24 protein-coding genes and 4 tRNA genes are annotated in these 24,682 nt (G+C 63.8%); 19 read left to right on the top strand and 9 right to left on the bottom strand.

Features of this window, described 5'->3' with window-relative positions; translation table 11 throughout:
• Positions 1 to 16: 16 nt before the first annotated feature.
• Together C3E77_RS07570 and C3E77_RS07565 are read left to right on the top strand one after the other, a co-directional pair.
• Complete coding sequence (locus tag C3E77_RS07570) at positions 17 to 718, top strand: endonuclease/exonuclease/phosphatase family protein (protein WP_108391073.1); 702 nt, start codon at positions 17 to 19, stop codon at positions 716 to 718.
• Complete coding sequence (locus C3E77_RS07565) at positions 715 to 1,128, top strand: PPOX class F420-dependent oxidoreductase (RefSeq protein ID WP_108391072.1); 414 nt, start codon at positions 715 to 717, stop codon at positions 1,126 to 1,128. Before C3E77_RS07570 ends, C3E77_RS07565 begins: the two co-directional genes overlap by 4 nt.
• On the opposite strand, the gene C3E77_RS07560 is transcribed toward C3E77_RS07565, so the two are convergent.
• The 3 genes from C3E77_RS07560 to C3E77_RS07550 form a co-directional block, all read right to left on the bottom strand.
• Positions 1,125 to 2,003: an aminoglycoside phosphotransferase family protein gene (locus C3E77_RS07560; RefSeq protein WP_108391071.1), complete on the bottom strand. Its 879-nt coding sequence runs from the start codon at positions 2,001 to 2,003 to the stop codon at positions 1,125 to 1,127. The genes C3E77_RS07565 and C3E77_RS07560 overlap by 4 nt on opposite strands.
• 69 nt (positions 2,004 to 2,072) lie before the next feature.
• Positions 2,073 to 2,372 (bottom strand): hypothetical protein, encoded by a 300-nt coding sequence (locus tag C3E77_RS07555; RefSeq protein ID WP_108391070.1) that lies wholly within the window; start codon positions 2,370 to 2,372, stop codon positions 2,073 to 2,075.
• A 168-nt stretch (positions 2,373 to 2,540) separates the two neighbouring features.
• A tRNA-Val gene (locus tag C3E77_RS07550) sits at positions 2,541 to 2,613 on the bottom strand.
• Positions 2,614 to 2,818: 205 nt separating this feature from the next.
• On the opposite strand from C3E77_RS07550, the gene C3E77_RS07545 reads away from it, so the two are divergent.
• The 3 genes from C3E77_RS07545 (at position 2,819) to C3E77_RS07535 (ending at position 3,122) form a co-directional block, all read left to right on the top strand.
• Positions 2,819 to 2,890, top strand: a tRNA-Gly gene (locus C3E77_RS07545).
• 56 nt (positions 2,891 to 2,946) lie between these two features.
• A tRNA-Cys gene (locus tag C3E77_RS07540) sits at positions 2,947 to 3,017 on the top strand.
• Between the two features lie 33 nt (positions 3,018 to 3,050).
• A tRNA-Val gene (locus C3E77_RS07535) sits at positions 3,051 to 3,122 on the top strand.
• Between the two features lie 131 nt (positions 3,123 to 3,253).
• On the opposite strand, the gene C3E77_RS07530 is transcribed toward C3E77_RS07535, so the two are convergent.
• The gene (locus tag C3E77_RS07530) at positions 3,254 to 4,429 is read right to left on the bottom strand and encodes a zinc-dependent alcohol dehydrogenase (protein WP_108391069.1); all 1,176 of its coding nucleotides are present in this window, start codon (positions 4,427 to 4,429) and stop codon (positions 3,254 to 3,256) included.
• A gap of 101 nt (positions 4,430 to 4,530) precedes the next feature.
• Here C3E77_RS07530 and C3E77_RS07525 point away from each other — a divergent pair, with 101 nt between their 5' ends.
• Positions 4,531 to 5,670 carry an AI-2E family transporter gene (locus C3E77_RS07525; protein WP_108391068.1) on the top strand — a complete coding sequence of 380 codons (1,140 nt, stop codon included), beginning with the start codon at positions 4,531 to 4,533 and terminating at the stop codon, positions 5,668 to 5,670.
• On the opposite strand, the gene C3E77_RS07520 is transcribed toward C3E77_RS07525, so the two are convergent.
• A complete protein-coding gene (locus tag C3E77_RS07520; protein WP_108391067.1) occupies positions 5,606 to 6,433 on the bottom strand; it encodes an alpha/beta fold hydrolase in 828 nt (275 codons plus the stop codon). The two genes, C3E77_RS07525 and C3E77_RS07520, sit on opposite strands and share 65 nt — an antisense overlap.
• Complete coding sequence (locus tag C3E77_RS07515; protein ID WP_162924943.1) at positions 6,430 to 7,128, bottom strand: lysoplasmalogenase; 699 nt, start codon at positions 7,126 to 7,128, stop codon at positions 6,430 to 6,432. Before C3E77_RS07515 ends, C3E77_RS07520 begins: the two co-directional genes overlap by 4 nt.
• Positions 7,129 to 7,300: 172 nt before the next feature.
• Here C3E77_RS07515 and thrS point away from each other — a divergent pair, with 172 nt between their 5' ends.
• From thrS to C3E77_RS07455, 12 genes are all read left to right on the top strand, one after another.
• The gene (gene thrS / locus C3E77_RS07510; RefSeq protein WP_418288074.1) at positions 7,301 to 9,223 is read left to right on the top strand and encodes a threonine--tRNA ligase; all 1,923 of its coding nucleotides are present in this window, start codon (positions 7,301 to 7,303) and stop codon (positions 9,221 to 9,223) included.
• Positions 9,211 to 9,825 carry an HIT family protein gene (locus C3E77_RS07505; RefSeq protein ID WP_108391064.1) on the top strand — a complete coding sequence of 205 codons (615 nt, stop codon included), beginning with the start codon at positions 9,211 to 9,213 and terminating at the stop codon, positions 9,823 to 9,825. Before thrS ends, C3E77_RS07505 begins: the two co-directional genes overlap by 13 nt.
• Before the next feature lie 58 nt (positions 9,826 to 9,883).
• Complete coding sequence (pdxS, locus tag C3E77_RS07500; protein WP_108391063.1) at positions 9,884 to 10,786, top strand: pyridoxal 5'-phosphate synthase lyase subunit PdxS; 903 nt, start codon at positions 9,884 to 9,886, stop codon at positions 10,784 to 10,786.
• Positions 10,776 to 11,375 carry a pyridoxal 5'-phosphate synthase glutaminase subunit PdxT gene (pdxT, locus tag C3E77_RS07495; RefSeq protein ID WP_108391062.1) on the top strand — a complete coding sequence of 200 codons (600 nt, stop codon included), beginning with the start codon at positions 10,776 to 10,778 and terminating at the stop codon, positions 11,373 to 11,375. Before pdxS ends, pdxT begins: the two co-directional genes overlap by 11 nt.
• 67 nt (positions 11,376 to 11,442) lie before the next feature.
• Positions 11,443 to 12,204: a YebC/PmpR family DNA-binding transcriptional regulator gene (locus C3E77_RS07490; protein WP_108391061.1), complete on the top strand. Its 762-nt coding sequence runs from the start codon at positions 11,443 to 11,445 to the stop codon at positions 12,202 to 12,204.
• Positions 12,205 to 12,210: 6 nt separating this feature from the next.
• Positions 12,211 to 12,792: a crossover junction endodeoxyribonuclease RuvC gene (ruvC, locus tag C3E77_RS07485; protein ID WP_108391060.1), complete on the top strand. Its 582-nt coding sequence runs from the start codon at positions 12,211 to 12,213 to the stop codon at positions 12,790 to 12,792.
• A 58-nt stretch (positions 12,793 to 12,850) separates the two neighbouring features.
• Positions 12,851 to 13,474: a Holliday junction branch migration protein RuvA gene (ruvA, locus tag C3E77_RS07480; protein ID WP_108391059.1), complete on the top strand. Its 624-nt coding sequence runs from the start codon at positions 12,851 to 12,853 to the stop codon at positions 13,472 to 13,474.
• Positions 13,471 to 14,496 (top strand): Holliday junction branch migration DNA helicase RuvB, encoded by a 1,026-nt coding sequence (gene ruvB / locus C3E77_RS07475; protein WP_108391058.1) that lies wholly within the window; start codon positions 13,471 to 13,473, stop codon positions 14,494 to 14,496. The genes ruvA and ruvB overlap by 4 nt, the downstream gene beginning before the upstream one ends.
• Before the next feature lie 68 nt (positions 14,497 to 14,564).
• On the top strand, positions 14,565 to 14,969 hold the full coding sequence (gene yajC / locus C3E77_RS07470; RefSeq protein ID WP_108391057.1) for a preprotein translocase subunit YajC: 405 nt from the start codon (positions 14,565 to 14,567) through the stop codon (positions 14,967 to 14,969).
• Between the two features lie 97 nt (positions 14,970 to 15,066).
• Positions 15,067 to 16,788, top strand: a complete 1,722-nt coding sequence (gene secD / locus C3E77_RS07465) for a protein translocase subunit SecD (protein WP_108391056.1) — start codon at positions 15,067 to 15,069, stop codon at positions 16,786 to 16,788.
• A complete protein-coding gene (gene secF / locus C3E77_RS07460) occupies positions 16,788 to 17,798 on the top strand; it encodes a protein translocase subunit SecF (RefSeq protein WP_108391055.1) in 1,011 nt (336 codons plus the stop codon). The genes secD and secF overlap by 1 nt, the downstream gene beginning before the upstream one ends.
• 41 nt (positions 17,799 to 17,839) lie before the next feature.
• On the top strand, positions 17,840 to 20,086 hold the full coding sequence (locus C3E77_RS07455; protein WP_108391054.1) for a RelA/SpoT family protein: 2,247 nt from the start codon (positions 17,840 to 17,842) through the stop codon (positions 20,084 to 20,086).
• On the opposite strand, the gene C3E77_RS07450 is transcribed toward C3E77_RS07455, so the two are convergent.
• The 3 genes from C3E77_RS07450 to C3E77_RS07440 all read right to left on the bottom strand — a co-directional run bounded on the left by C3E77_RS07450 (position 20,065) and on the right by C3E77_RS07440 (position 22,786).
• On the bottom strand, positions 20,065 to 20,559 hold the full coding sequence (locus C3E77_RS07450) for a hypothetical protein (protein WP_108391053.1): 495 nt from the start codon (positions 20,557 to 20,559) through the stop codon (positions 20,065 to 20,067). The genes C3E77_RS07455 and C3E77_RS07450 overlap by 22 nt on opposite strands.
• Before the next feature lie 89 nt (positions 20,560 to 20,648).
• Positions 20,649 to 21,881, bottom strand: coding sequence for a DUF349 domain-containing protein (locus C3E77_RS07445; protein ID WP_108391052.1), 1,233 nt, complete (start codon positions 21,879 to 21,881; stop codon positions 20,649 to 20,651).
• Positions 21,882 to 21,982: 101 nt separating this feature from the next.
• Positions 21,983 to 22,786 (bottom strand): peptidylprolyl isomerase, encoded by an 804-nt coding sequence (locus tag C3E77_RS07440; RefSeq protein ID WP_108391051.1) that lies wholly within the window; start codon positions 22,784 to 22,786, stop codon positions 21,983 to 21,985.
• Positions 22,787 to 23,005: 219 nt separating this feature from the next.
• Here C3E77_RS07440 and C3E77_RS07435 point away from each other — a divergent pair, with 219 nt between their 5' ends.
• On the top strand, positions 23,006 to 24,511 hold the full coding sequence (locus tag C3E77_RS07435; protein ID WP_108391050.1) for a replication-associated recombination protein A: 1,506 nt from the start codon (positions 23,006 to 23,008) through the stop codon (positions 24,509 to 24,511).
• Positions 24,512 to 24,682: the final 171 nt, after the last annotated feature.

Raw genomic sequence — 24,682 nt, 5'->3', positions numbered from 1 at the left:
TACCAGGGGACAGCTCATCAGAATCGTCAGTTATAACCTTCGCAAGCACGCGGCCAGCGCAGAGCTCGTCGACATCGAACGCCTCTATGACGTCGACGTGCTTTGCCTTCAGGAAGCGGATGCTGTTCTTCTGCCCGAGAAGGTTGGGCACTTGCGTCTCGCCGATGCGACAAAGGCAAACCGGCTCGGTCTCGCCATCTACGCGAACGAAGACCGATTCACCATCGGGGACACGACGGCGTTCGAGCTCAAGAAGTCGATGCACGACCGGCTGTTCTCGCCGGCGAACGAACGACTGATCGCGTCGCGCCTCTACGACCGTGAGGCCGAGCGCGAGATTCTGGTTGCTTCTTTCCACGCGGCACCGCTGACCGCCCCCAACTCGCTGCGGCGCAAGCAGATCTCCACGGCACACAGGGAACTGGGATCGCTGGCCGCTGGCATCCCCACCGTGATGGTGGGGGATTTCAACTACCCGATCTTTAAGAACAACCTGCGTCGCCGGATCCAGGAGATGGGCTACGAACTGTCGCTCAGCAACGCGAGGACCTACTCCAGGTACAAGATCTTCCGTGGGCACTTCGACTTCGTGACGTCGGTCAACATGGGCATCGATGATGTGAAGACGCTGCCGCGTGGCGCTTCAGACCACCGCCCCATTCTCGTGACGACCAGTTACGTTTCGGCCGAGGCCGAATCTGGACAGGTCTCATCGTGAGTGCCGCGACGGGCAGTGACCTTGCCGCTGAGCCCTACGTGCTGCTGACGACCTTCCGCTCGTCCGGGGCGCCCGTTTCCACGCCGGTGTGGGTCGCGAAAGGGCTCGACGGGCTGCTCGTGACCACCTCCGGTGAGTCCGGGAAAGTCAAACGAATTCGGAAGAACCCTGCTGTGCAGCTTCTGCCGTGCGATGTGCGGGGGAACGTCAGCCCGGGTGCGACAGCGGTTGACGGCACCGCAACCGTGCTCGATGACGCTGAGAGCCGCTCGGCGATTGATGCGGCGCTCGAGCAGAAGTACGGCGTGCGATACAAGGCGATCAGGGCGGCTGGAAAGCTCCGACGATCCGTGGCGACCAAGTCGGTGGTTCTGCGCATCATCCCGACCGCAGAGCGCCCTGGCAACTAAGCGGTGTCAGCGATGACCTGCTCGACTGTGCGGACCGCACTGGAGACGAACGCCGGGTTCGAGGTTCGGTAGTAGGGAATGATCATCGCCGCCTGGTGGAGGGCGTATCCGAGCGCGCGGTCCCGGGTTTGTTCGTCGACATCGAGAGCCGCCAGGAACGCCGCGCGGCCGGGCGAGCCAAAGACGCTCCACGCGGCAATCACATCGGCTGCCGGATCACCGACACCTGTGCCACCCCAGTCGATGACTGCCGCAAGCCGCCCGCCGCGTACGAGCAGGTTGGGCCGCAACAGGTCGGTGTGGATCCACACCGGAGTGCCGTCCCACACCGGCGCCGTCAGCGCCTTATTCCACGCCGCCAGTGCCTTTTCTGCATCGATGAGGTCACGTGCTGCGGTCAGGGCCTCCCGCGTCATCGCGTCGAGCTCGGCGAGGGGCCTTCGTCCTGCGCCGGGAGCGTCAGCGATGTCGATGCGATGCAGGTGGGTGAGAAAGTCCGCGAGGGCCCGCGCGACGGCAACCTCGTCGTCAACGGCATCGTCGGTGTATGGCGAACCGTCGATCCACTCGTATACCGCCCAGATCGACCGGTAGTGCCCGGTGGGCTTTCCCAGGAAGACCGGCACAGGAATGCTCAGGGGCACATGAGAGGCGAGAGAGGGGAGCCAGCGCGCTTCCCGGTCAAGGTCGGCGGCCCAGCGCGTCAGGCGCGGTAATCGGGCCAGCAGGCCATCTCCGATCCTGAATACCGCGTTCACGGTGCCGGTCGAGCGGAACTCCCGTACGGGCAGGTGAGCGACCTCGGGAAACTGATCGGCGAGGAGTTGTTGCACCAGCCGCGCGGTGATGGGAATCTCGTCGGGGTGCATTGCCATGCGCCTGTGTCCCTCCGTCCGGATACCTGGTCGGGCTGGTCCCCGTGACGATAGCAGCGAGTGCCGTTCTCAAACTTCCCGATTCGCATGGACCCGAAAAATGGCGTGACCTTCTGAGAGGTGTGTCGCATCCGGGTCAATCATCAGGTCTACACGGCCAAGTACTACTTCGAGCTGGCGGAGGATGACGCCGCGGTCTACCGGCCCGTCCCAGGTGAACGTATCGACGGCGAGAGGGGCGTCCTGGCCAAGCGAGCGCACCACGAGGTCCCAGCTCTCCATGTCGCCGTCGCGAGCCGCTCTGACAGCGGTGACGGATGTCGCCCGGCTCACGTCGTTCCTCGTCATTTCAGCGATTGGCTTTGTCATTGTTGCTCTCCCGCAGGTCCGTGCGGCTCAAAGTAGCACCGTCGTGCGAGAGAGCGGGAGGGCGGCGAATCACCCGAGAGCCGGCGCCACCTCGTTCCGAGCAGCCGGCTTCCGGACATTTCCGACGCAGAAAAACAAAAGGCCCGCGGAATCCGCGGGCCTTATCTGTGGGCGATACCGGACTCGAACCGATGACCTCTTCCGTGTGAAGGAAGCGCGCTACCAACTGCGCCAATCGCCCGTAGTGAACTGAAGAAAAAGTTCATAACGACGTCTTATGTTAGCCGACTGAGAGGCGTCCCGCGGACCATTTGGCCATGGCATCCGTTCTGAAAACGACACGAAGAACACCCGAGTGACTCGATTTGGTTTCTCGGGGAAACATCAAGTAGAGTCTTCAACGCACGCAGAAATGCGAGTAGCAAAGCCGGAGAGATACTGGCAATGCGGATGTGGCGCAGTGGTAGCGCATCACCTTGCCAAGGTGAGGGTCGCGAGTTCGAATCTCGTCATCCGCTCGAGTGTTTGGGGTCAGTCTTTCGACTGACCACGGCATGTGGGCAACCCCACACGCGGTGGCGTGGCCGAGAGGCGAGGCAGCGGCCTGCAAAGCCGTCCACACGGGTTCGAATCCCGTCGCCACCTCACCACTCGAATGAAGTAAAATTGAATGACCTTGAGCGATTGGCGCAGCGGTAGCGCGCTTCCCTGACACGGAAGAGGTCGCTGGTTCGATCCCAGTATCGCTCACAAGAAGAAGCCCGGACAGAAATGTCCGGGCTTCTGTCGTTAACGCGCCTACTGCGGCGAGAGCATCAGTTCCGGTCGAGAACACCAGGCAGAACTGATGCCCTCGACCGGAAGTGATGGATTCGGTGTCTCTACGGCTTGAGCACGACCTTGATGCAGCCGTTCTCCTTCTTCTGGAACATCTCGTACATCTCCGGTGCCTTGTCGAGCGGAACCCGGTGCGTCACGAGGTCTTCGACACCGAGTGGGTCGGAGGGGTCCTCGACGAGCGGCATCAACTCGTCGCGCCAGTGCTGCACGTTGCACTGGCCCATCCGGATAGTGATCTGCTTATCGAAGAGATCCTTCATCGGGAATGGGTCAGCCTCGCCCGCGTATACGCCGCTGATCGACACAGTCCCGCCGCGCCTGACCGAATCGAACGCTGCGTACAGTGCGGCCATCCGGTCGACGCCAACGGTATCCATCAGCTTCTTGGCAATTCCGTCAGGCAGAAGGCCGACGGCCCCCTGTGCGAACGCAGCGCCGGGGCTTCCGTGCGCTTCCAACCCGACGGCCTCAACCACCCCGTCGGCTCCGCGGCCGTCCGTTGCGTCACGAAGGCGCTCGACGACGTCATCGGTGAGGTCGAAGGTCTCGACGCCGTAGCGCTCAGCCATCGCGCGCCGCTCGGGGACCGGGTCTACAGCGAGCACTCGGTGTCCGAGGTGCTTGCCGATTCGTGCGGCGAACTGGCCGACCGGCCCGAGGCCCATGACCGCGAGGATGCCGTCGTCGGGCAGGTTGGCGTACTTCACTCCCTGCCAGGCGGTTGGCAGGATGTCGCTCAGGAAGAGGTAGCGCTCGTCTGGGAGATCGTGCCCGACTTTGGTGGCGTTGAAGTCGGCCAGCGGCACGCGCAGGCGCTCGGCCTGGCCTCCGGGAATGGAGCCGTAGAGTTCCGTGAAGCCGTAGAGCGATGCGCCGGTGCCCTGGTCGGTGTTCTGGGTCGTCTCGCACTGCGAGTACAGGCCGCGGGTGCACATGTAGCAATGTCCACAAGCGATGACGAACGGGATCACCACGCGGTCGCCGGCGGAGAGGCGGGTGACGGCGGAACCCACTTCTTCGACGATGCCCATCGTCTCGTGCCCGAGGACATCGCCCTTGTTAAGAAACGGACCGAACGTCTCGTAGAGGTGCAGATCCGAACCGCAAATCGCGGCAGACGTGACGCGGATGATGACATCCGTCGGATCCTGAATTACGGGGTCTGGGACTTCTTCAACGGAAACTGAACGTTTTGCTTGCCAGGTAAGTGCCTTCATTCCTCCTTTGTACGGGACCGCGGGCAGCCGAGTCCATACCTTGACGACAGGTCCCACCGCAAGTACCGTGCGCGGGTGTGTGCACTAACTAGGCTGGGGCCATGAGCACAGACATCGATGGCGAACGACCCTCCCTCCGCACGCTGTGGACCGACCGGCTGGGGACGGTTGGGGTCAGGAGCATCCAGATCCTCGCGATCATTGCTCTCGCCGCCGTCGTCGTCCTCGGAATGATGCAGCTCAAGCTCGTGGTGATCCCCGTGCTGATCGCGATCGTCATTGCCGCGGCCGCAGCGCCCGTGATCAGCTGGTTGCGTCGCTTTATGCCGCCCATCCTCGCCGCGTGGGTTGCGCTGCTCAGCGGCATCCTGATTTTCGGCGGCGTCGTGACGCTCATCGTCCTCGCCGTAAGGAATCAGTGGGGCGAGCTCGCCGACTCGGCGGTCAAGGGCATCGACCAGCTCTACGACTATCTGCTCACCGGCCCGCTCCCCATCGACGAGAAGCAGATCGAAGAGGCGCGGGATGCCGTCATCGACTTCGTCACGAGCGCCCAGTTCGGCTCCGGAGCACTCGCTGGGGTTTCCGCCGCGGCGAACATCATCACCGGTGCGGTCCTCGTGCTCGTGATCCTGTTCTTCTTCCTCAAGGACGGCGACACGATCTGGGAGTTCTTCCTCCGCCCCTTCAAGGGCGCGGCGCTCGACCGTGGACACCGCATCGGTCACACTGCGGTTCGCGTGCTCGGCGGATACGTTCGTGGGACAGCGATCATCGCATTCGTTGACGCGTTCTTCATCGGCCTTGGGCTCTTCATCCTCCAAGTGCCGCTCGCGCTCCCGCTCGCCGTGATCGTCTTCGTGGCGAGTTTCGTGCCGCTCGTCGGAGCGACTGTTGCCAGCGTGCTCGCCGCTCTCGTCGCACTTGTCGGAACCGACAACGGCCCCGTGGTCGCCCTCATCGTGATCGCCATCGCGGTCGGCGTGAACCAGCTCGAGGGCAACTTCCTGCAGCCCGTCGTGATGGCGCAGTCGCTCAAACTGCACCCACTGGTCATCCTCGTCGCCCTGACCGCCGGCACCATCGTGGCCGGAATCATCGGAGCGGTTCTCGCTGTTCCGATCGCCGCGGTGACGTGGGCGATCATCAAGGTGTGGCGGGACCCTCGCCCGGTGCCTATCGCTCCGCTGCCTCGCCCTCGAAAGCGCTGGGGTAAGCAGGCCGCACTTCCGGCTGAGTGAGCAGGGAGTCACCCGAGATCAACAGGCGGATCTCCGCGGCAACCGCTGCGGACTGAGTGTGCTGCACAACGTGCCCTCCTCCGGGTATGGAAACCACGCGCGTGGAGCGCCCCTGGCGCCCCAGGAACTCGACCCAGCCCTGGGGCGCGACAGGATCCTTGTCTCCGCGAATGATCAGCACCGGAGCCTGAACGAGCGGCAGGTGCTCCTCGGTGCGATACGCGAGCATGGCCGGCAGCTCGGTGAAGAACCAGCGGATGCCGCTCCGCAGGTAGTCAGTGAACACAATCCAGTTGGCCCCAGGGCTCTCGTGGAAGGTGTCACGAAAAAGACGCATGCCCTGCCGCCACGCGCTCCTGGCGCGCTCGTCGACAACCGGCCCGATCAGCGTCACGCCGGAAACCGGGTGGCGCAGTGCGGCGTCAACGACGATCTCCGCGCCCATCGAGTGTCCAACGAGCACCGGAGACGCCACGCCGGCGTGGGTGAAGTAGTCGGCGAGCAGCGTGCCGAAGTCTTCCACAGCCAGTTGTCTGCGCGGTCGGCGATTCGGGCCGAACCCGGGCAGGTCGACCGAGATCACGGTCGCTGACGTCGAGAGCTCCCCGGCGAGACGGGTGAAGTATCTCGACGACACCCCGATGCCGTGTACGAGGACAACCACATTGTCTGCGGCCGCGGCGGATTTCGCCTCGCGACGCCGAACGCGCATCGTCAGGTCGTCTCGCGTGAAGTGCTCAACGGCCTCATCGTCGCGTGTCATGGGGATACCTTTCCAAAGTTAGGGGTCGGGAGCTGGGATGCGTGCGCCCGCCAGGATTCGACGAGTCCCCAGGCGATCAGTGCCTGCCCCGCGATGTACGTGAGCATGATCAGGAAGCCGGGTTGCCAGAGGTTCGCGTCTGGGACAAATCGATTGATGGCCAGTAGCGAGTCGGACAGCAGGAAGAGTGTCGCGCCAACGGTGACCTTCGGCGCGCATCGTGTCGCCGCGATGGCCATGCCCGCGATGACAAAGCCGTAGCCGATGACGGGAACGAGTAGTGCGTCGAGATGGGGGACCAGCACGAGCAGCAGGACCACCAGCCAGGCGACGTAAAAGAGGCCCCAGAACCGCGGCCGACCGGCGCCGCTGGCGCCCGCGAAGAGCACGATGTACGCCAGGTGCACCAGGAGGAACGAGGAGAGGCCGATGACGAACGCCGTGTTGGAATCCGATAACAGTGCGACGTCGCCGACGCAGCTCAGCGCGAGAGCCGCGAGGAGCAGCCAGGCCCTGCGGCCGAACCTGAGTACGCCCGCGCAGAGAACGGCGACGGCGAGCAGGGGCATGAGGAACGGCTTGGTTCCATCCGCGAGCGGCTGCAGGCCACCGATCAGCGCTCCGAGGTGAACGACGCTGAGGGCGACGAACACGGCGACCGCTGCAATCGTCCGGCGGGTTGGCGTGGCAGGCACTGGCATTCACTTCGATTCGGGTTGGATGGCTTCACTCTAGAGCGAATCATGAGCGTCCGCCGCGCGCGGGACGCGGTCTCTGCGGCGCTAAAGTTGAAGGGTCTTACTACTCAGAGGAGCAAACCACGTGTCTGACGGATTCGAGAGATTCACCGATCGGTCTGTTGTCGCCATGCGCGTCAACGGCGAGCTGAAGGATCTCGCGACCACGATCACCGACACCGACGAGGTTGAAGCGGTGACCATCGACTCGCCCGACGGCCTCAGTATCCTCCGGCACTCCGCCGCGCACGTTCTCGCGCAGGCGGTTCAGAAGGTGAACCCCGACGCCAGGCTGGGTATTGGCCCGCCTGTGACCGACGGCTTCTACTACGACTTCGATGTGCGCGACTCGTTCACGCCCGAAGACCTGAAGGCGCTCTCCAAGGAGATGGATCGCATCATCCGCCAGGGGCAGCGTTTCGTTCGCCGGGTCGTGACCGACGCTGAGGCCCGCGAAGAGCTGGCCAACGAGCCGTACAAGCTCGAGCTGATCGGCCTCAAGGGTGGAGCAGGTGACGATCAGAACGACGAGAACGTCGAGGTCGGGGGAGCAGAGCTCACCATCTACGACAACGTCAACCCGAAGACGGGCGAGACCGAGTGGAAAGACCTCTGCCGCGGCCCGCACCTGCCGAACACCCGAATGATCGGTAACGGCTACGCGCTGACCCGGGTCGCCGCCGCTTACTGGCGCGGCTCGGAGAAGAACCCGCAGCTGCAGCGCATCTACGGCACCGCCTGGCCGACCAAGGACGAACTCCGCGCGTACCAGTCGCGACTCGAAGAGGCGGCCAAGCGCGACCACCGCAAGCTCGGCGCCGAACTCGACCTGTTCAGCTTCCCCGATGAGATCGGTTCCGGCCTCGCCGTGTTCCACCCCAAGGGCGGGATCATTCGGTCTGAGATCGAGAACTACCTGCGCGAGCAGCTGATCCAGAACGACTACGAACTGGTCAACACCCCGCACATCACCAAGGGGCACCTCTTCGAAACGAGCCAGCACCTCAACTGGTATCGCGACGGCATGTTCCCTCCGATGCACCTCGATGAAGAGACGGATGCCGACGGCAACGTGACGAGGCAGGGCCAGGACTACTACCTGAAGCCCATGAACTGCCCGATGCACAACCTGATCTTCCGTGCGCGCGGCCGCAGCTATCGCGAACTTCCGTTGCGCCTCGCGGAGTTCGGGACCGTGTACCGCTACGAGAAGAGCGGAACGCTGTCTGGCCTCACCCGCGTGCGCGGCCTCACCCAGGACGATGCCCACATCTACGTGACCCAGGACCAGATCAAGGACGAGGTCGGCCGCCAGCTGCAGTTCGTTCTCGAGACGCTCCGCGGCTACGGTCTCGACGACTTCTACCTCGAGCTCTCCACGAAGGATCCGGAAAAGTTCGTCGGCTCGGACGAGGTGTGGGAAACCGCAACCCAGACGCTTCGGGAAGTCGCCATCGACTCAGGCCTCGAACTCGTGAGTGACCCGGGCGGAGCGGCGTTCTACGGCCCGAAAATCTCCGTACAGGCACGCGACGCCATCGGCCGCACCTGGCAGCTCTCGACGGTGCAGCTCGACTTCAACCAGCCTGAGCTCTTCGAACTCGAGTACACAGCCGCAGACGGAACACGCCAGCGACCGGCGATGATCCACCGCGCGCTCCTCGGCTCGGTCGAGCGGTTCTTCGCCATCCTGCTCGAGCACTACGCCGGCGCATTCCCGGTGTGGCTGAGCCCGATCCAGGTCATCGGCATCCCTGTGGCGGAAGAGTACGCACCGTACCTCGATGAGATCGCCGCCAGGCTCAAGAAGCGTGGCGTCCGGGTGCAGGTCGACCACAGCGACGACCGCATGCCGAAGAAGATCCGCACTCACACCAAGGCGAAGATCCCGTTCCAGCTCATCGCTGGCGAGGACGACCGTGCAGCCGGTGCCGTGAGCTTCAGGTTCCGTGACGGAACGCAGCAGAACGGCATCCCCGTCGATGACGCAATCGAGAAGATCGTCTCAGCGATCGCGTCACACGAGCAGGTCTCGACGGCATGGCTCGACTAGGTCTCGATGACTACGCCGATCAGGAGCCGACAGCGGGAAACCCGTTGATCGGACCTGGCGCGACAGTGGAGTCCGCTGCGCACCTCGCCGGGGTGCCCGACGAGTTCCAGCGCCTGTGGACGCCGCACCGCCTGGTCTACATCCAGAACGGTCAGCAGCCTGACGAAAACGACTGCCCGTTTTGCCACGCGCCGACGCTGTCGGATGAAGATGGCCTCATCGTCGCGAGGGGCACACACGCGTTCGTCCTCCTGAACCTGTTTCCGTACAACAGCGGGCATCTGCTTGTCTGTCCATACCGTCACATTTCGACGTACGATTTGGCTACGCCGGAGGAAGTCGCTGAGATTGGTGAGCTGACACAGACAGCGATGCGGGTAGTCAGGACTGTTTCTCGCAACGACGGCTTCAATATCGGGATGAATCAGGGTGTTGTGGCTGGCGCAGGCATTGCCGGTCACCTGCATCAGCACGTCGTCCCGCGGTGGGCACAGGACGCCAATTTCCTGCCCATCATTGCGAAGACGAAGGCCCTTCCGCAGTTGCTCGGCGACGTGCGCCAGGCCATCGCCAGCGCCTGGCCGGCAACAACGACAGGCTGACACTGCCGGAACAGGCAACCCGGTTTCCCCGCACCAGAGCGAACTAGGATTGAGCACTATGACGAACAGCTCCACCACCGGCGAACAGGGCTCCAATCGCGTCAAGCGCGGCCTCGCAGAGATGCTGAAGGGTGGCGTCATCATGGACGTCGTCACGCCGGAACAGGCACGCATCGCTGAAGACGCCGGCGCGGTCGCCGTGATGGCGCTCGAGCGAGTCCCCGCCGACATCCGTTCACAGGGCGGCGTCGCCCGCATGAGCGACCCCGACCTCATCGAGGCGATCATCGCTGAGGTGTCCATTCCCGTGATGGCGAAGGCGCGCATCGGTCACTTCGTCGAGGCGCAGGTTCTCCAGGCGCTCAACGTCGACTACATCGATGAGTCCGAGGTGCTCAGCCCGGCCGATTACGTCAACCACATCGACAAGTGGGACTTCAACGTTCCGTTCGTGTGCGGTGCAACCAACCTCGGTGAGGCGCTGCGTCGCATCAACGAGGGTGCGGCGATGATTCGCTCGAAGGGCGAGGCCGGAACCGGAGACGTTTCGGAGGCGACCAGGCACATCCGCACGATCAAGAGTGAGATCGCCCGGTTGACGTCGATGTCGAAGGACGAACTGTACGTTGCAGCGAAGGAACTGCAGGCTCCGTACGAACTCGTCGCCGAGATCGCTGAGACCGGAAAACTGCCCGTTGTTCTCTTCACTGCCGGCGGAGTGGCGACGCCCGCCGACGCCGCGATGATGATGCAGCTCGGAGCGGACGGAGTCTTCGTCGGCTCGGGAATCTTCAAGTCGGGCAACCCCGAGAAGCGTGCTGCAGCCGTTGTGAAGGCAACCACCTTCTACGACGACCCTGCCGTCATCGCAGAGGTTTCGCGTGGACTCGGCGAGGCCATGGTTGGCATCAACGTGTCCGACCTCGCGGCACCTCACCGCCTCGCTGAGCGTGGCTGGTAGTCCAGCCCCCAAGGTAGGCGTCCTCGCCCTCCAGGGCGATTTCCGCGAACACGCGAACGTTCTCCGCGGTCTCGGCGCCGAGGTCTCACTCGTCCGGAGGCCCGAGGAACTCAGTGCTGTCGACGGGCTCGTTATCCCCGGCGGGGAGTCCAGCGTCATGGACAAGCTGGCGCGCGCATTCGGGCTTGCTGAGCCTCTGAAAGAAGCCATACACGCCGGGCTGCCGGTCTATGGCACGTGCGCCGGCCTCATCATGCTCGCGGATTCCATCGTCGATGGCATCCGTGGCCAGCAATCGCTCGGCGGACTCGACGTTGCCGTGCGCCGGAACGCGTTCGGATCACAGACCGAGTCGTTCGAGACCGATCTCGACATTCCCGCCATCGGCGAACATCCGCTTCACGCCGTTTTCATCCGCGCACCTGTCGTCGAGTCGGTCGGGCCGCTGGCTACCCCTCTTGCCGCCCTCACCGACGGACGGGTCGTCGCCGTCGAGCAGGGCAACCTGCTTGGCACCTCGTTCCACCCCGAAGTGACGGGGGACATGCGCTTTCACGAGTACTTTCTCGCCAAGATCCACGCCGCATAATCGAAATCCAGCGCCAACCGCCCCGGTGATTTAGAATGGTGCGGTTACAGAACCAGTAAGGGAGCACATGTCCGGTCACTCCAAGTGGGCAACGACGAAGCACAAGAAGGCGATCACCGACTCGCGCCGTGCCAAAGCGTTCGCAAAGCTCATCAAGAACATTGAAGTCGCCGCGAAGATGGGCGGCGCGGATCTCTCCGGTAACCCGACCCTGGTCGACGCGATTCAGAAGGCCAAGAAGACCTCGGTCCCCAACGACAACATCGACCGCGCCGTCAAGCGCGGTGCCGGGCTCTCCGGAGACTCCGTCGATTACACGACGATCATGTACGAGGGCTACGCGCAGAACGGAGTCGCACTCCTGATCGAGTGTCTCACCGACAACAAGAACCGCGCGGCTGCCGACGTCCGCACCCTGATGAGCCGTAATGGCGGCACGATGGGTGACCCGGGAAGCGTCGCATACAACTTCGCCCGCAAGGGCATCATCGTCGTTCCTGCCGCAAACACCACGGAGGATGACATTCTCGCGGCGGTTCTCGACGCGGGTGCTGAAGAGGTCGTCAACGAGGGCGAGACCTTCGAGATCATCACCGACCCGTCCGATCTGGTCGCCACGCGCACGGCCCTGCAGGAAGCCGGGATCGACTACGACTCGGCGGATGCCGCCTTCGTGCCGAATCTCAAGGTCGAGGTCGATGCTGAAACCGCTCGGAAGATCTTCAAACTGATCGACGCGCTTGAAGACTCTGATGACGTGCAGAACATCTACAGCAACTATGACCTCACTCCAGAGGTACAGGCTGAGCTCCAGTCAGAAGACGACTAGGCAGCGATGACCCTTCGGGTGCTCGGCATCGATCCCGGCCTCACCCGCTGCGGAATCGGTGTGGTCGATGTCGAGCCCAACCGCAAGGCTGTGCTCGTGCACTATTCCGTGGTTCGCAGCGATATCCTCGCCGAAATCGACCAGCGACTGCTCGTGATCGGGCGGGGTATCGATGCCGCACTCGACGAGTTCACGCCGAACGCCGTCGCTGTCGAGCGGGTGTTCGCGCAGCACAACCTGCGCACAGTGATGGGGACGGCTCAGGTCTCCGGCCTGGCATTACACGCCGCTGCGCGGCGTGGGCTTCAGGTCGGGCTGCACACGCCGTCAGAAGTGAAGGCCGCGATCACCGGGTACGGCAACGCTGACAAGAAGCAGGTGCAGACCATGGTTGCCCGCGTGCTGAGCCTCGCTGAGCCGCCCCAGCCCGCTGACGCCGCCGATGCGCTCGCCCTGGCAATTTGCCACGCCTGGCGGGGTGGTCTTCGTGCTCCGTCGACCGCGGCGGGTGCGGCGGGTGCTGCCACTCTTACGCCGGCCCAGGCGGCGTGGGCACGTGCTGAGAAGACCGCCAGGGGTCGCTCGTAAACCCAGCGAGGTGCGTGGCGGTGCCCGCTGTGTCGGACGCCCACCGTAGGCTTGTCGCGTGATCTCAAGTCTGCGCGGAACCGTGCTGTCTGCCGTCGGCAGCAGTGTCATCATCGACGTCGGGGGCATCGGCTATGCCGTGCAGGTTACGCCCGAACACTCGCTCGCCCTTCGCGCCGGAGACCAGGCACTCATCCACACGAGCCTCATCGTCCGCGAGGACTCACTGTCGCTTTTCGGCTTCGAGACCGCTGAACAGCTCCACGTCTTTGAGCTGCTCACCGGCGTCACCGGCGTTGGGCCCAAGTCCGCGCTCGGCGTGCTGTCTGCTCTCGGGCCAGGACAGATCGCGGCGGCCGTCGCCGCCGAAGACGACGCCGCGTTCCGCAAAGTCTCCGGCATCGGGCCCAAGACCGCGAAGCTCATCGTTCTTTCCCTCGCCGGCAAGCTCATCGTCACAACGCCGCCGGAGGCACCGATGGCTGTTCCGGCATCGGGAGACAGTGTCGTCGTCGCCCTCGTCGGACTCGGCTGGAACGAAAAGACTGCTGTGCAGGTGGTGGCCGATGTCCTGGCACGTAACCCCGACGCCGAATCCGCCCCTGTCCAGACCATCCTGAGGCTCGCCCTCGCCCAGCTGGGCCCGGCCAAGCACAGCGCGTCGGCACGGGGCAACGCATGAGTAACGCCGACGTCACCGCGCCAGAGCCAATCTCTGAGGCCGAGCTCGTCTTCGAGGGCGCGCTGCGCCCGAAGAGCCTCGATGAATTCGTCGGCCAGACGAAGGTCCGTGGCCAGTTGCAGCTTCTGCTCCAGGCGGCGGCGATCCAGGGACGCACCGCCGACCACATCCTCCTGGCAGGTCCGCCTGGGCTCGGCAAGACGACGCTCGCCATGATCGTGGCCCACGAGAGCAACAAGCCGCTCCGCATGTCGAGCGGCCCGGCCATCCAGCACGCCGGCGACCTCGCCGCGGTCCTCTCGAGCCTTGTTCCCGGTGAGGTCTTGTTCATCGACGAAATCCACCGCATGGCGCGTTCGGCCGAAGAAATGCTCTACCTCGCGATGGAGGACTTCCGGATCGACATCATGGTCGGCAAGGGCGCAGGAGCAACCAGTGTTCCGCTCGACCTGGCTCCGTTCACGCTCGTCGGCGCAACCACGCGGTCGGGGATGCTGCCGAACCCCCTGCGTGACAGGTTCGGATTCACCGCTCACCTTGAGTTCTATGACGAGCCTGAGCTCGAGCAGGTCTTGTTCCGCGCCGCGCACATGCTCGACTTCAGTATCGACCGCAGGGGACTCGCTGAGATCGCCGGGCGGTGCAGGGGAACCCCGCGTATCGCGAATCGACTTCTTCGGCGGGTACGCGACTATGTCCTCGTGCACGGCGGTGATGCCGACCTCGCCGCGGTCAGGGCAGCCCTCGCCCTCTATGACGTCGACGAGCTCGGTCTCGACCGTCTCGACCGCGCTGTGATGGAGATCATGCTCACCCGCTTCGGTGGCGGTCCGGTCGGACTCAACACCCTCGCCGTGTCCGTTGGCGAGGAGGCGGAGACCATCGAGAGCGTCGTTGAGCCGTTCCTCGTGCGGATCGGTCTCATCACACGGACACCGCGCGGCCGCGTCGCCACACCGCAGGCCTTCGAACACTTCGGGATTCAGCACCCTCAGGGTTCTTTACTGCCCGGTGTTCTATAATTCAAGCTGGCCTGTCGGCCATTTTCCCTCCCATGCGGCCGTGACGCTGCGAAAGGTCTTTACCTCTTATGGATCCATTAACCATCGGAATGCTGGTCATCCTGGCCGTCCTCATCTTCTTCATGTTCCGCAACGGACAGAAGCGCAAGCAGGACCAGGAAGCATTGCTCTCGAAGGTTGTGCCGGGTGCCGAAGTCATGACCACGTTCGGGCTCTTCGGAACCATCCTCGAAATGGATGAAGACACCAACAAGGTGCTCCTCGAATCCACCCCGGGAACCGTCCTCACGGTTCACCGCCAGGCTATCGCGAAGGTCGTCGAAGACGAGCCCGTTATCGCAGATGACACTCTCGATGCTGAGACAGAAACCACAGCGGTCGCGCCCGCCATCGACACCGAAGTCGGCCAGCGCACGGAATTCGATGCGTCGACAGACGTCACCGATTCACGTGATAAGAAGGCTGACCAGTAGTCTCACTGAGCAGGTAGTCACCGCACAGGTAAACCAGAAGCGTCTCGCGCCGCCATCAGTGGCGGTGCGAGACGGCCAGAGAAAGCTGAGTACGTAGTTGGCACAGTCGAAGTCGACGCCCATCCGTAGAGCGAGTCGCTCACTGATCTGGCTTGGCGTTATCACCCTTGCACTCTTCGGCATCCTTGCCGGTGGCGTCGTCTGGGGTAACGCCACATGGGGACCCAAGCTTGCGCTTGACCTCGAAGGTGGAACGCAGATCATTCTGCAGCCCAACGTGGAGGAGGGCGAGTCGGTCTCCGCTGAGCAGCTCAACCAGGCGGTTTCGATCATCAGGCAGCGCGTCGACGCGTCTGGTGTCTCCGAGGCCGAGATCAACACCGAGGGAAACAACGTCGTCGTTTCCATCCCCGGTGAAGCTGACGAGGAGACCCGCAACCGGATCGAGGCATCGGCGAAGCTCGAATTCCGCCCGGTCCTCGTCGCGAGCGGTCCCACAAACACTTTCGTCGGCGAAGACGGCGTTGAGACGCCGTACCCGACACCCGATCCTGCGCTTCCCGACACCCCGGCGACCGAACCGACCAACGCGAGCGACCTCGCGCAGATCACCGAAAAGCTGCAGGCCGAGTTCCAGGCCTTCGACTGCGCGCAACCCGTCGAAGCCGGGGTTGTCCAGCCGGCTGACAAGCCCATCATCGCGTGTGAGGTCGACGGCAGCGTCAAGTACATCCTCGGTCCCGTCGAGGTCGAGGGATCGACGATCGAGGACGCCACCAACGGCATGCAGACCACGCAGACCGGTGCGACCACCGGCCAGTGGGTCGTCAACCTGGAATTCGACGGCGAGGGCACCGAGGAGTTCGCCGACGTGACTCAGCGGCTCACAGCCCTGCAGAGCCCGCAGAACCAGTTCGCCATCGTGCTCGACAACCAGGTCATCTCGGCGCCGCAGACCAACAGCGTCATCACTGACGGCAACGCGGAGATCTCGGGTAACTTCACCCAGGAGTCGTCAAAGTCGCTCGCCGACCAGCTTAAATACGGTGCTCTTCCCATCAGCTTTACGGTGTTGAGCTCAGAGGCTATCTCGGCGACTCTCGGTGCTGCGCAGCTGCAGATCGGAATCATCGCCGGCCTTATCGGCCTCATCCTGGTCGCCATCTACACGCTGTTCCAGTACCGGCTGCTCGGCTTCGTCACTATCGCGTCTCTGATCGTTGCCGGTGTCCTCACCTACCTGGTGATCGCGATTCTGTCGTGGCGCAACGGTTACCGACTCTCACTCGCCGGTGTCGCCGGGCTTATCGTGGCCATCGGGTTCACCGCCGACTCGTTCATCGTCTACTTCGAGAGAATCCGCGATGAGCTTCGCGACGGGCGCGGGCTCGAGTCCGCGGTCGAGGCCGGCTGGAAGCGCGCCAAGCGCACCATCTACGCGTCGAAGGGTGTCAACCTCCTTGCCGCAGTTGTGCTCTACGCGGTCGCCGTCGGAAACGTGAAGGGATTCGCGTTCACGCTCGGCATCACGACGATCATCGACGTCCTCGTCGTGCTGCTCTTCACACACCCGGCCCTCCAGGTCCTGGCGCAGACACGATTCTTCTCGAGCGGTCATCCGCTCTCCGGACTCGACCCGAACGCGCTCGGCGCTGTGTACCGGGGCCGGGCACAGTTCCGTGCGCCGCAACCGGGCGTCGCAGGCAAGTCAACGAAGTCAAGCCGTGAGGCAGCGAAACGGCAAACCATCGCAGAACGCAAGCAGGCTGAGCTCGTCGCCGCGGGCGCCGGCAAGAAGTCTGAGGAGAAGAAGTCCTAATGCCAAGCCTCACCACATTCGGCAACGACCTGTTCACGGGGAAGCGTTCGTTTAACTTCGTCGGTAACCGCAAGGTCTGGTTCAGCGTCGCCATCGTCCTTGTCCTCGCGTCGATACTCGTCCCGATCGTCAAGGGCGGGTTCAACCTCAGCATCGAGTTCACCGGCGGATCACAGTTCACCATCAACTCGGTCCAGGACACGGACCAGAACAAGGCGACGGATGCCGTCGAGAGCGTTGTTCCCGATGCAGCGTCGAAGGTCACGACCGTTGGAGACTCTGCCATCCGGGTGCAGACGAACCAGCTGACCTCCGCAGAGACCAACGATGTGACGACGGCTCTCGCAACAGCGTTCGACGTGCCTGAATCCGAAGTCACGACATCCTTCATCGGTGCGTCGTGGGGACAGGACGTCACGCGACAGGCCATCACCGGACTCGTGATCTTCCTCGCGCTTGCCTTCATCACCATGGCGATCTACTTCCGCACCTGGAAGATGTCAGCTGCGGCGATGATCGCACTTCTCGATGTTCTCGTGATCACTCTCGGCGTGTACGCGCTCAGCGGTTTCGAGATCAGCCCGGCCGCCGTGATCGGCTTCCTCACGATCCTCGGGTATTCGCTCTATGACACTGTCGTGGTCTTCGACAAGATCCGTGAGAACACCACGGAAGACGGCGAGAATGCGCCCCGAACCTTCGCGGAGTCGGTGAACCTCGCGGTGAACCAGACACTCGTGCGTTCGATCAACACGTCGGTCGTTGCAGCCCTGCCCGTTGGCTCGATCCTGCTCATCGGTGACTTCCTGCTCGGCGCTGAGACGCTCCGCGACATCTCGCTGTCGCTGTTTGTCGGCATCCTCGTGGCCACCTATTCCACGATTTTCGTCGCGGCACCGCTGTACGCACTGTTCCGCCAGAACGAGCCCGAGATCAAGAAGCGCGACGCTCGCGTGCTCGCCGGTCGCTCCCGCGCGGTGGCCGAGCCGGCCGTCGCCACGGCGCGTTAGACCGCCGCGGTACGCGATAATAGAGGTTCGGAGGTGACGCCATGACAGAGACCCAGTCGTCAAGCGCGTCCCTGCGCCGCCTCGTCCCTCGGATCTTTTCGAAGGCCCAGCCGGCCGGCGCTGTCGATCGTCTTGTGCGCACGGCGCGACTTCACCACCCCAAGGCCGACATCACGGTCATCGAGCGGGCGTACACGGTCGCCGAGCGTGCCCACCGCGGGCAGAAGCGCCAGAGTGGTGAGCCATACATCACCCACCCTGTCGCGGTCGCCCAGATTCTCGCCGACCTGGGGATCGGACCTAAGACCCTCGCAGCGGCTCTCCTGCACGACACGGTTGAGGACACGGACTACGGCCTCGACGAGCTTCGCGCAGAGTTCGGTGATGAAGTCGCCATGCTCGTCGACGGCGTCACCAAGCTCGACAAGGTCAAATACGGAGAAAGCGCCCAGGCCGAGACCGTCCGCAAGATGATCGTTGCGATGTCGAAAGACATCCGGGTTCTCGTCATCAAGCTTGCTGACCGACTGCACAACGCCCGCACCTGGGGCTTCGTTCCCGCCGAGAAGGCCGCCAGGAAGGCGACCGAGACGCTCGAGATCTACGCGCCGCTCGCGCACAGGCTCGGTATCCAGACCATCAAGTGGGAACTGGAAGACCTCTCGTTCGCCGTGCTCTACCCGAAGCTGTACGCCGAGATCGAAAGCCTGGTCAGGCAGCGCACCCCGCAGCGGGAAGAACTCGTCCAGACGGTCATCGACTCGGTCAACGAGGACCTCAAGTCCGCCAAGATCCGCGGCAAGGTCGTCGGCAGACCCAAGCAGTACTACTCGATCTACCAGAAGATGATCGTGCGCGGTCGTGACTTCGACGAAATTTACGACCTCGTCGGCATCCGTGTTCTCGTCAATTCGGTGCGTGACTGTTATGCGGTTCTCGGCGCGATCCACGCGCGATGGACTCCGATCCCCGGGCGATTCAAGGACTATATCGCAACCCCGAAGTACAACCTCTACCAGTCACTGCACACGACGGTGATCGGCCCGCAGGGCAAGAGCGTCGAGATCCAGATCCGGACGCACGAGATGCACCAGCACGCCGAATACGGTGTTGCCGCGCACTGGAAGTACAAGGAGAACGTCAACGGCGGCAAGGGTGCGTCGAAGACGACGGAGAACGACATGGTGTGGCTTGCCCACATCTCCGACTGGCAGGCCGAGACGAGCGACCCCGGCGAGTTCCTCGACTCGCTCCGCTTCGAGATCGGCGCCAAAGAGGTTTACGTCTTCACGCCGAAGGGCCGGGTCATCGGCCTTCCCGCCGGTGCCACGCCGGTCGACTTCGCCTACGCCGTTCACACCGAGATCGGGCACCGCACGATGGGTGCGAAGGTGAACGGCAGACTTGTTCCCCTCGAATCCGAGCTCAACAGCGGCGACGTGGTCGAGGTGTTCACCTCGAAGAACCCCGACTCCGGTCCGAGCCAGGACTGGCTGAGTTTCGTCAAGAGCACCCGCGCGCGTAACAAGATTCGTCAGTGGTTCACTAAAGAGCGACGCGATGAGGCCATCGAGCAGGGCAAGGATGCCATCGCCCGTGCGATGCGCAAACAGAACCTTCCGCTGCAGAAGCTGATGAGCCAGGACACCTTCGCCGAGGTGTCTGCCCAGATGCGGTACGAGGATGTCTCCGCGCTGTACGCGGCCGTTGGCGAGGGTCACGTGTCGACCCAGTCAGTGCTCGAGAAGGTGGCCGCACTCCTTCAGGGAGACACCGAGGCTGAACAGGGTGCCATCGACTTCCCGGTGCGGGGTCGTACCCGCTCGGTGACGCACAGTGACTCAGGCGTGCTGGTTCGGGGCGCACCCGACATTCTCGTCAAGATGTCGAAGTGCTGCACGCCCGTTCCCGGCGACGACATCGTTGGTTTCGTGACGCGCGGTTCGGGTGTTTCGGTACACAGGAGTGACTGCCACAACGTGCAGGAGTTGCTCAAGGAGCCGGAGAGAATGATCGACGTCGAGTGGGCGCCGAGTTCGAAGAGCCTGTTCCTCGTCCACATTCAGGTTGAAGCGCTTGACCGCGCCGGACTGCTGAGCGATGTCACGCGGGTACTCAGTGAGCACCACGTCAACATCCTCTCTGCAACCGTATCGACGTCGAACAACCGTCTTGCCATCTCGCGTTTCGTCTTTGAAATGGGCGACACGACCCACCTTGAGCGGGTGCTCAACGCGGTGAGACGCATCGACGCGGTGTACGACGTCTACCGCGTCAACGGCGGTTGATTCTCGCCACCTGACATTCCAGCGAGCCGGGCGATAGCGTCACGCGCCCAGGGGGAGTCTGTGCGTTTGAGCTCCAGGTCGCGGACGGTGCGCGCCGGCGTCGTGACCCTGAGTCCCGCTATGCGGGCCTCGTCGGAGTCGGCCAGGCGCAGCTCCCGTTGGTGGAATCGGGGCGGCAGTCGGAGGGTTGCGCGCTCGTCTGCCCGAACGCACACCTCGTGCTGCCAGGGAGGGTCGTCGATGGCGCCGTATACCCAGGCTGCGCTCCAGCCCATTGTCACGAGGTGCCTGGCAGCAGGAAGACGCGGCAGTTCACTCGCGAGCGTGCTCGCACGCAACTCTCGGCGATCGGGCTCGTCGACGCAGATGAAAACGTCGTCGAGCTTCACCAGGTCGCCATCGCGCGCTGCAGCGTAAAGCTCGGCAACGGGCAGGAACCCAGTGCTGAGAACCGAGGGCAGAAATCGGGGCATCGTCCAAGCGTGAGCCCGGCCGAGCGACGAGAAACGGCGGGAGCGAATCTGTGAAGAATTCGCTCCCGCCGTCGGGGTGTGGATGACGGTCAGGACAGGGCGTTGAGCCAGACCTTACGTGCCTCGAGTGCCTCTGTCGCTGCCTCGATCTTCGCCGTGTCGCCCGTGGCCTTCGCCTCGTCGAGTTCGGCTTCGAGCTTGGCGATCGCTGCGTTGAGCTGCCCGGCAAGTCCCTCGGTGCGGGCCTTGGTCTCCGGGTTGTTCTTCGTCCAGTGGTCCTCGTCGAGCTTTTTCAGGTGGTTCTCGACCTTGCGGAGCCTGTCTTCGACCGTGCGAACCTGATCGCGGGGAACTTTCCCGATCTCGTCCCAGCGGCGTTGGATTGACGCAAGAGCCGACCGAAGCTTGTCGCGGTTGGTCTCGGCGAGCAGCGGTTCTGCCTCCTCGAGGAGCGCGAGCTTGGCATCCAGGTTTTCGGAGAACTGGGCGTTGTCAATGGCATCGACCTCGGACTTCGCGGCGTAGATTGCGTCGCCAGCGGCCTTGAATCGAGCCCAGAGCGCGTCGTCGTGGCGCTTACCCGCTCGTCCCGACTTCTTCCACTCGTCGAGGAGCGCGCGGTACCCGGGGATGCCGTCTGCACCCTTGGGGATCAACGCTTCAGCCTGCTCGATGAGCTCCTGTTTGCGGGACTTCGCGTCGCGGTGCACCGAGTCGAGTTCTGCGAAGAACGCCCTGCGGTTCTGCTCGATCGTGGACTTCGCGGTGCGGAATCGCTTCCAGAGTTCGTTCGCCTCGCCCTTCGGAAGCTTGGGGCCTTCCTGCTGGTGCGTCTGCCACTGGGTGAAGAGGGCGGTGATCTGCTCCGTCGTCTGCTTCCACTGTGCCTTGGCGGGGTCCTGCGCCGCGAGTTTTTCCGCCTCGACGACGATGGTCGTCCGCACGGCAATCGCCTCGGCAACGGCCGCGCGCGCTTCTTCGCTCTGCTGCTCGGTGAGTTCGCCCACCGTCGAGTCAAGGGCAGCGACACGGGCCTTGAGGCTCGCCAGGTCGCCGACAGCGTTGGCATTCTCCAGGTTGGCAGCGAGGTGCGAGACCGCCTTGGACACGTCCGCGGCCGGCGCTCCACGCTTAACGCGCTGTTCGAGGAGCGTCACCTGGCCGGCGAGCTCGGTGAATTTGCGGGTGAAGTAGGCAAGTGCCTCTTCCGGAGTGCCATCGGGGAATTGCCCAACCTCACGCCAGTTGTCGTCGCCCTCGCGCACGAAAACGGCGCCGGACTCGTCTACGCGACCCCATGGTTGCTGCTCAGAATTAGACACGTGCCTCACCTTGCTTGGTTGTCGCGCGACTGCGCGACCGGAAACTCTGGTCCAGCCTATTACGTTGACCCCTCCCGGCGGGGAAGGCCACCATACTCCGCCTACTGAACGGTGATGTTCTCGATGGCTACGGGGATGGCAGGAGGCCCGTCGGTCGCACCGTCAGTGATACCGGCGTCGACGACCTGTGCCTTGAGCTCTTCGAGGCCGCTGGTCACCTTGCCAAGCACTGTGTACCCACCTGCCGAGTCCGCGCCGAGCGTGGTGTCTTCGTACACGATGAAGAACTGGCTTCCCATGCTGTAGCCGTTGTCCTGCTGACGCGCCATGGCGAGCGTTCCGGCCGGGTAGACGTTGTCTGCCGGGGCGTTCTCGACGGGTCCGTAGCTGAAACCGGGCCCGCCAGACCCGGTGCCATCCGGGTCTCCGCACTGGAGCACGTAGAGGCCTTCGTTCGTGAGCCGGTGGCAGCTGACACCGTCGTAGAAGCCGCCCTGCGACAGCGAGACGAATGACGAGACGGCCTGCGGTGCCGCTGCTCCGTCGACCTCGATACCCAGCGGGATGCCGTTGATGGTCATCGTTCCGTTCCAGACCCTGCCTTCGGCGAGACCTGCGTCCGGCACGTCCCCGGTGTTCGCACCGGCTGGAGCGGTTTCCGACGGAGCCGTTTCGGTCGGTGCAGGCGTCGAGGTCGCGCTCGGCGCGCCTGGACCGGTGGAGAAGTACACGAGCTGGCCGGCAGTCACCGCGGCGGCAACGACGACGAGTGCGATGACGGCGATCCAGTTGTCGCGCACCCGGCGCTTGGCGCGATACTCGTGCATGGTCCGACGGGCTTTGTAAGCCTTGAGCCGTTCACGATTCTCGCGTGCCAGGCGCTCTTCGGTCTTGCTGGGTGCCACGTGGATCCTCCATCGGATGGGCGCTCGTGCGCCGGTACTCAAGGCCAGCACCCCGGGTGCCGTCTTCGATGAACTTTACGGTTATCGACTTCCACTGACCAAATGCACGTGGAGTCGAGTCTCCACGTGCACTCCACAGACGTCCCCGAGCTTGCAGCAGCCGACCCCTGAGCCGCACCCGCCGCGGAACTTGTCAGCGGGTGCGGCTAGCCTTGCATCATGGCAAACACGACAGCGGCACTGCACTCTGGCAGTGTCCCGCTCGCGGTGCGCATGCGACCCAAGAGCCTCGACGAGGTTGCCGGGCAACGGCACCTGTTGAAGCCGGGGTCGCCGCTCGTGAGCCTCGCGCACGGCAAATCCGGTGACAAGGGCAGCGTTTCGGTGATCCTCTGGGGCCCGCCCGGCACCGGCAAGACAACGATCGCCCAGTCCATTGCGCACAGTTCGGGCCGTCGTTTCGTCGAGCTCTCCGCTGTTTCGGCCGGAGTTCGTGACGTCCGCCTGGTTATGGACGAAGCGATGACAAGTCGCGATCTCTACGGGCTGTCCACAGTGCTCTTCCTCGACGAGATCCACCGCTTCAGCAAAGCGCAGCAAGACGCTCTCCTCCCCGGTGTCGAGAACGGCTGGGTGATCCTCGTCGCCGCGACAACGGAGAACCCGTCGTTCTCGGTGATCTCGCCGCTGCTCTCCCGCTCGCTCCTGCTCACCCTCGAGCAGCTGAGTGACGACGACCTCCGTGTTGTTCTCGACCGGGCGATCGAAGACAAGCGCGGACTCGGTGGTCGGTTCGACGTCACAGCCGATGCCCGTGACACCATCATTCGGCTCGCCTCAGGGGATGCTCGCCGCGCGCTGACCGCGCTTGAAGCGGCATCCGTCAGTGCCGATTCGCTCAGTGCCGATTCGCTCAGCGCTGATTCGCTGTCGACCGAAACGGATGCTGGCGGCACCGACACCGAGGACGGCACCGTCGATCGTGCTTCAACCAAAGACGCTGACGATGACGATGACGACGGCGTTGACGAAGGTGCGGGCGACGCTCCCGACGCTCCCGCCGCTGAGGCGGACCGGCAGCGACCGGTTATCACCGCTGACGTCGTTGCCAACGCGGTCGACCGTGCGCTGCTGCGCTACGACAGAAACGGCGACGAGCACTACGACGTCATCAGCGCGTTCATCAAGTCGATCCGCGGATCAGACGTCGACGCGGCCCTGCACTACCTGGCCAGGATGATCGAAGCGGGGGAGGACCCCCGGTTCATCTCCCGCCGAATCATCGTGAGCGCATCGGAAGACATCGGGCTCGCGGATCCCAACGCCCTGGTGATCGCCGTGGCTGCAGCGGACGCCGTTCAGTTCATCGGGATGCCAGAGGGCCGCATTCCTCTCGCCGAGGCCGTTGTCTACCTCGCGACCGCCGCGAAGTCGAACGCGTCGTACAACGCCATCAACAGCGCCATCGCCGACGTGCGCGCCGGCAACTTCGGCAGGGTCCCCAAGCCCATGCGCGACGCGCACTACGCCGGCGCGAAACGCCTCGGTCACGGCAAGGGCTACAAGTACCCGCACGACGCCGACGTCGGGGTCGTTGAGCAGCAATATCTTCCCGACGAGCTTCGCGGGGTGCGGTACTACCAGCCAACACAGCACGGCAACGAGCGCGACGTTTCCTCTCGGCTCGCCAAGCTCCTGCGCATCGTGCGCGGCGGGCGCGGCTGACCCGGTGGCATGTTAGGCTTGTTGCTGGCCTAGGCCCGGTTTGAATGTATGGCTGCACTGAATCGGGTTGACGGACATGTTCTTTAGCCGAACTGTTCCGGCTCACCCCTCTTACTTTCCGGTCGCGCTGTTGTGCGCCGGCATCACATTGTCAGAGATTCCATCGAAAGG

It is taken from the genome of Mycetocola zhujimingii (genome assembly GCF_003065425.1).
Lineage (GTDB): Bacteria > Actinomycetota > Actinomycetes > Actinomycetales > Microbacteriaceae > Mycetocola_A > Mycetocola_A zhujimingii.
The sequence above is the reverse complement of the archived record's forward strand: the minus strand, read 5'-3'. Positions and strand labels throughout refer to the sequence as shown.